The sequence below is a fragment of the Streptomyces sp. NPDC057697 genome, from assembly GCF_042799335.1.
Classification (GTDB): domain Bacteria; phylum Actinomycetota; class Actinomycetes; order Streptomycetales; family Streptomycetaceae; genus Streptomyces.
In genome coordinates this window covers 1-5939 of record NZ_JBHVJA010000030.1, presented here as the reverse complement: position 1 = coordinate 5939, position 5939 = coordinate 1, and the positions used below count along the sequence as shown (strand labels likewise).

At 70.5% G+C, this 5939-nt stretch carries 5 protein-coding genes; 4 read left to right on the top strand and 1 reads right to left on the bottom strand.

The genetic code is table 11. The annotated features are described in order from the left end of the window. Positions 1-228: 228 nt before the first annotated feature. On the bottom strand, positions 229-1086 hold the full coding sequence (locus ACFVFH_RS35600; protein WP_383777071.1) for an IclR family transcriptional regulator: 858 nt from the start codon (positions 1084-1086) through the stop codon (positions 229-231). A 315-nt stretch (positions 1087-1401) separates the two neighbouring features. Between ACFVFH_RS35600 and ACFVFH_RS35595 the strand changes: the two genes are divergently transcribed. The 4 genes from ACFVFH_RS35595 to ACFVFH_RS35580 all read left to right on the top strand — a co-directional run bounded on the left by ACFVFH_RS35595 (position 1402) and on the right by ACFVFH_RS35580 (position 5843). Further along, positions 1402-2772 carry an aspartate aminotransferase family protein gene (locus ACFVFH_RS35595; protein WP_383777068.1) on the top strand — a complete coding sequence of 457 codons (1371 nt, stop codon included), beginning with the start codon at positions 1402-1404 and terminating at the stop codon, positions 2770-2772. Continuing rightward, positions 2772-3959, top strand: a complete 1188-nt coding sequence (locus ACFVFH_RS35590; protein WP_383777065.1) for a mandelate racemase/muconate lactonizing enzyme family protein — start codon at positions 2772-2774, stop codon at positions 3957-3959. The genes ACFVFH_RS35595 and ACFVFH_RS35590 overlap by 1 nt, the downstream gene beginning before the upstream one ends. Further along, complete coding sequence (locus ACFVFH_RS35585) at positions 3956-4801, top strand: amidohydrolase family protein (protein ID WP_383777063.1); 846 nt, start codon at positions 3956-3958, stop codon at positions 4799-4801. Before ACFVFH_RS35590 ends, ACFVFH_RS35585 begins: the two co-directional genes overlap by 4 nt. Before the next feature lie 202 nt (positions 4802-5003). Next, complete coding sequence (locus ACFVFH_RS35580; RefSeq protein WP_383777061.1) at positions 5004-5843, top strand: SDR family NAD(P)-dependent oxidoreductase; 840 nt, start codon at positions 5004-5006, stop codon at positions 5841-5843. Positions 5844-5939 lie beyond the last annotated feature (96 nt).

The window sequence follows — 5939 nt, the reverse complement described above, 5'->3', positions numbered from 1 at the left end:
TGGGGTGGTGCGGAACGCTCATGCGGACTTCGCCTTCCGAGAAGTGCGACAAGTGGGAGCGTTCCTGCGGGGGACTGCCATGAGGCGGATGGCTGAAAAGGATCCGGTCTTCAAGAGTTCACGACGCGATGGGCAGGCGCCGGAACCAGGCCGGAAAGGGTAAAACGCAGGTGACCATGGAGTGTCACCGCGGTTGGCAGGGAACCTACGGCGGGTTACACCATTTGGTCAAGACCCGATTTCGTCGGAATGGCGTGTGTCGCCGTCGGAAGCGGCGTCCTCCGTGTCGTCGACCCAGCCGAGCGAGACGCTGATCCGGCGGGCCGCGTCCCGGACCTGGCCGCCCAGTTCCTGGTAGCGCCAGGCCGGCAGGCCGAGCTTGAGACCGGTGATCGAGACCGCCCCGGCGCAGACCGAACGGTCGTCGAAGACCGGCGCGCCGATGCAGATGATGCCCTCGGCGTCCTCCTCGTCGTCCAGGGCGTAGCCGACCCGGGCGATGTCGCGCAGATGCGACAGGAACGTCGCCGGATCGGTGATCGTGCGGGAGGTGCGCCGGGGCAGCCCGAACCGCTCGACGACCGCGGCCGCCTCGCCCGGCGGCACGGCGGAGAGCAGCGCCTTGCCCAGGCCCGTGCAGTGCGGCAGCTCGCGCTGGCCCATCCGCAGATCGAGCCGGACGCGCTGGTCGAGCTCGACCTGGTCCACGACGACCGCGTGGCCGTCCTCGGGTACGGCGAGCCGGGACGCCATCCCGGTGCTCCGGGTCAGCTCGCTCAGGACCGGGTGGGCGACCCCGCGCAGGGACACCTGGGAGCGCGCCCGGTCGCCGAGCCGGGCCAGGCTCATGCCGAGCCGGTAGCGGCGGTTCATGCCTTCGCCGTCGTCCGAGACGAGGCCGTAGGCGCGCAGGGTCTGGAGCATGCCGAAGGCGGCGCTCTTGGAGATGGAGCACGCCTGGCCGACCTCCGTGACGCTCAGGCCGTTTCCCTGGGTGGGGGCGGCGAGCGCTTCGAGGATGTCCGCTGCCCTGGCCACGCTCTTGACCCAGTACTTCGGTTCTTCTGGGGCAGCACTGTTCGTCATAGCAGAACAGCGTAGTGCCTCCATGAGGGCTCGAACGCGCTTTCTCTGTGAAGAACGCGCGGAATCGGGCCTTCCTGGGTGCGAAAGGGTCTTGACCGGCCCTGAAGCCGCACGTAATATCCAGGCACTGTTCTGCTCTACAGAACAGTGTTCGGAAAAAGCGAAACGCACCACCTGAAGCACCGCTTCCAGCACCACTTCAGCACCATGGATCAACCTCTTCCTGCGGCGACTGCCGGGCGGATGGCGCCAGGGACTCACGGGCCGGGCAGGGCCCGAGAAGACCGACGACTCTCGACGCAAGGAGCAAGCGATATGAGTTCAGGCCCGGTGGGCAACGAATCCGGAGCCCGACTCGCCGAACGCGCCCGCCAGGTCGTACCCGGCGGCGTGAACAGCGGTCAGCGCAGCGTTCCCGGACTGACCGACCTGGTCGTCACGGGGACGGAGGGCGCGCGGTTCCGTACCGCCGACGGACGCGAGTACACCGACTTCCACTCGGCGTTCGGCCCGCCCCTCCTCGGTCACAACGACCCCGACGTGGCCCGTGCCACCGCGGAGGCCGGCGCCACCCTCGGCCACATGGGCGTCGGTGTCACCGAGGGCGAGGTCCTCCTCGCCGAACAGCTCACCGAACTGATCCCCTCGATCGAGAAGGTGCTGCTCACCAGCACCGGCAGCGAGGCCACCTTCCACGCGCTGCGCGTCTCCCGCGCCGCCACCGGACGCCGCCTGGTCGTCAAGTTCCAGGGCTGCTACCACGGCTGGCACGACGCGGTCAGCCTCAACGTCATCTCCGCGCCCGAGAAGGTCGGCGGCCACGACCCGATCTCCACCGGCATCCTGCCCGAGGTCCTCGAAGCCACCCTCGTCCTGCCGTTCAACGACAGCGAGGCCGTCCGCCGCGCCTTCGCCGAGCACGGCTCCGACATCGCCGCCGTCATCGTCGAGCCCGTCCCGCACAACGTCGGAGCGCTCCTGCCGTACCAGGAGTTCCTCACCACGCTGCGCGAGGAGACCACGAAGTCCGGCAGCGTCCTGATCTTCGACGAGGTCATCACCGGTTTCCGCCACGACATCGGCGGCTGGCAGAAGATCTCCGGGGTCACCCCCGACCTCACCACCCTCGGCAAGGCCATCGCCAACGGCGCCCCCGTCGGCGCGATCGGCGGCCGCGCCGACCTGATGGACCTCTTCTCCACCCGCCCCGGCGCCCCCGCCTTCTTCGCCGGCACGTACAACGGCCACCCGTCCGTCGTCGCCGCCGCCCTCGCCACCCTGCGCAAACTGCGCGAGGAGCCGGTCCACGAGCACGTCTTCCGGCTCGGCGAGCGCGTCCGCACTGAACTGACCGGACTCTACGAGCGCCTCGGCGTCCCCGCCGTCGTCACCGGCTACGGCTCCGTCTTCGTCAGCTACTTCATGCCGGGCGAGGCCCCCCGCACCTACGCGGACCTGCTGAACAACGACGCCTCGCTCTTCGTCGGCTACCGCCGCAAGCTCCTGGACCACGGCCTGTTCGAGCTGCCGCTCAACCTCAAGCGCAGCCACATCAGCTACGCCCACACCGACGCCGACGTGGACCGCCTCGTCGAGGGCACCGAGGCCGCGGTCAAGGCCGTGCTCGCCGACGGCGGCGCCCGGGACCTGGAAAACACCTCCACCATGGGCGGAGCGACCCGCTGATGCTGACTGTCAACCGCACCCGCCCGGCAGGCCCGGCCGGACGGATCACCCGGGTCGAGACGCTGATGCTCGGCACCTCCTGGCGCGACTTCGGCTACGTCCGGGTCCACACCGACGAGGGCCTGTCCGGCATCGGCGAGATCACCCACCCCTACCGGGTCCGCGAGGTCTGCGAGCTCACCGAGGCGATCGCCCGGCGCCACCTCGTCGGCGCCGACCCCTTCGACATCGAGGAGCTCTGGCTCCGCGTCTACCAGGGCGACTTCCTGCGCGGCGGCGACATGGGCGGCGTCGCCCTGTCCGGTCTCGACCAGGCGATGTACGACCTGATGGGCAAGGCGCTCGGCGTCCCCGCGTACCGGCTGACCGGCGGCGCCTGCCGGGACGACGTCCGCGTGTACGCCAACGGCTGGTACACCGGCGAACGCGAGCCCGAGACCTTCGCGGCCAAGGCGAAGGAGACCGTGGCGAAGGGCTTCACCGCCCTCAAGTTCGACCCCTTCGGCCCCGGACTGCACGAGCTGGAGCGCGCCGAACTGCGCCGCTCCGTCGACCTCGTGGCCGCCGTCCGCGAGGCCATCGGACCGGACGTCGACCTCTTCATCGAGGGCCACGCCCGGTTCGCCATGCCGACCGCGGCCCGGCTGGTACGCGAGCTGGAGCCCTTCGACATCGGCTGGTTCGAGGAGCCGATGCCCTGGACCCACATCGAGCGCTACGCGGAGCTGCGGCAGCGCGCCGCGTTCCCGATCTCCGGCGGCGAGCACTTCCACAACCGCTACGAGTACAAGCAGCTCTTCGCCACGAACGCCGTCGACATCATCCAGCCCGACCTCTCGATGGCCGGCGGCTTCACCGAGGTCAGGAAGCTCGCGGCGATCGCCGATACCCACGGCATGCTCGTGGCCCCGCACAACTCCAACTCGCCGCTCTGCACCACCGTCTCGGTGCACGCGACCCTCGGAATCCCCAACTTCAAGATCCTCGAAACCTTCGACGGCCTCCTGGAGGACTACGTCTTCGACGCGCTCAAGGGCACCCTCCCGATCGTCGACGGCCGCATCGGCCTGCCGACCGCCCCGGGCCTCGGTGTCGAACTCGTCGACGAGGTCTTCGAGGAGCACCCGCCCAGCCACCGCTTCTGGAACATGTTCGCGGACGGCTGGGAGAAGCGGAACCGGACATGATCGTCGACGTCCACTCGCACCTCTTCCGGCACAGCCACGACTTCACCGACCCGTTCAGGTCCGACTCCGCCCGCGCCCACGCGGGCGAGGTCGACCTCACGGTGACGTGGGAGGAGTACGCCGCCACCGCCCCCGAGGGCACCCGCACGATCGTCGTCGGGGGCAAGGCACGGCGCAGCGGCCTCTGGGTCGACGACGCGGCCGTCGCCTCGTACGCCGGAGCCCACCCCGACCGGCTCATCGGCTATCTGTCCCTCGACCCCACCCAGCCCGGCTGGCAGGACGAACTCCGCCACGGCCACCAGGAACTGGGCCTGCGCGGCATCAAACTGATGCCGATGTACGCGGGCTTCGACCCGGCCGCCGAGGAGTACGACGAGCTGTACACCTACGCCGAGCGGCACGGGCTCCCGCTCCTGGTGCACACCGGCACCACCTTCGTGTCCAGCGCGCCGCTGGAGTGGGCGATGCCCCGCCACCTGGACGCGGTCGCCATCCGCCACCCGGAACTGCGGATGGTCCTCGCCCACCTCGGCCACCCCTTCGAGGGCGAGTGCATCGCGGTCATCCGCAAGCACCCGCATGTCTACGCAGACCTCAGCGCCCTGCACTACCGGCCCTTCCAGCTCTGGCACAGCCTCCGGCTGGTCCAGGACTACGGGGTCTTCCACAAGGTGCTGTTCGGCAGCGACTACCCGTTCACCACGGTCGACGACTCGGTGAAGGGGCTGCGGGAGATCGCCCGCATCCCCGGCATCCCCGGGCTGCCGCCGCTCGACGCCGACGCGGTGGAGGAGATCATCCACCGGCCGTCGCTGGATCTGCTGGGCCTGAACGGCTGACCCGGCCGTTCCCCCGAACCTGCCGGTACGGCGCCGGGGTCATCCCCCTGTCGCCCGGTACCGACCGGCAGCCGGGCCGCCGCGCCACTGTCCGAGTGTCCCAGCGCGGCGGCCCGGACCCTTCCGGCGGTCGGGACCGGACCCGACCGCTCCTTCCGTTCCTCTCCGCCCCGCCACCTCTCCGCCTGGAGGAAAGCCCGCCATGACCGCAGCCGTCCCGCCCCGGGGAACCGACCGCTTCGATCTGACCGGCCGTACCGCGGTCGTGACCGGGGCCGCCCGGGGCCTCGGCCGCTCCTTCGCCGTCGGCCTCGCCGAGGCGGGCGCCGATCTGGTCCTCGTCGACCTGCCCGGTGCCGAGGGCATCGACGGGACGGCCGCGGCGGTCGAGGCACTCGGCCGCGGCTGCCGCACGTACGGGCAGGACCTCGCGGACATCGACGCGCTGCCCGGCTTCGTCGACGCCGTGCGCGCCGAGGCGGGCCCGCTGCACATCCTGGTCAACAACGCGGGCACGGCGGCGCTGGAGCGCTTCAACGAGATCACCCCCGCGAGCTGGTCGCACATCATGCGGGTCAACGTCGATGCCGTCTTCTTCCTCAGCCAGCGCGTCGCCGAGCACATGACGGCGGACTCCGTCGCGGGCCGCATCATCACCATCACATCGAAGAACGCCCTGGTGGCGGAGGCAGGGCTGGCCCACTACAACGCCTCCAAGGCCGCCGCCCAGCTCCTCACCGAGACCCTGGCGGTCGAACTCGCCCCGCACGGCATCACCGCCAACACCCTCGCCCCCGGCATGGTCGAGACGCCCATCGACGGCGAGTTCCCCTTCGACCGGGAAGCCTTCGAATCCGCGTACCGCGAGCGCATCCCGCTCGGCAGGTACGCCCGGCCCGACGAATGCGTCGGCGCGCTGCTGCTGCTCGCCTCGGACGCCGGGGCGTACCTCACCGGGGCGCGCCTGGTGGTCGACGGGGGAGTGCTGGCCGACCAGATGCCGCGGATGCGCTTCATGCCGCCCTACCGCAACACGATCTGACCGCGGCCGGCCGGCCGCCGGTCCTCACACCGAGCACGTACCGACAACGCGAGGAGCGCCTCCGCATGTCCGTCAACGCCTCGTCCCCCGCCCCGC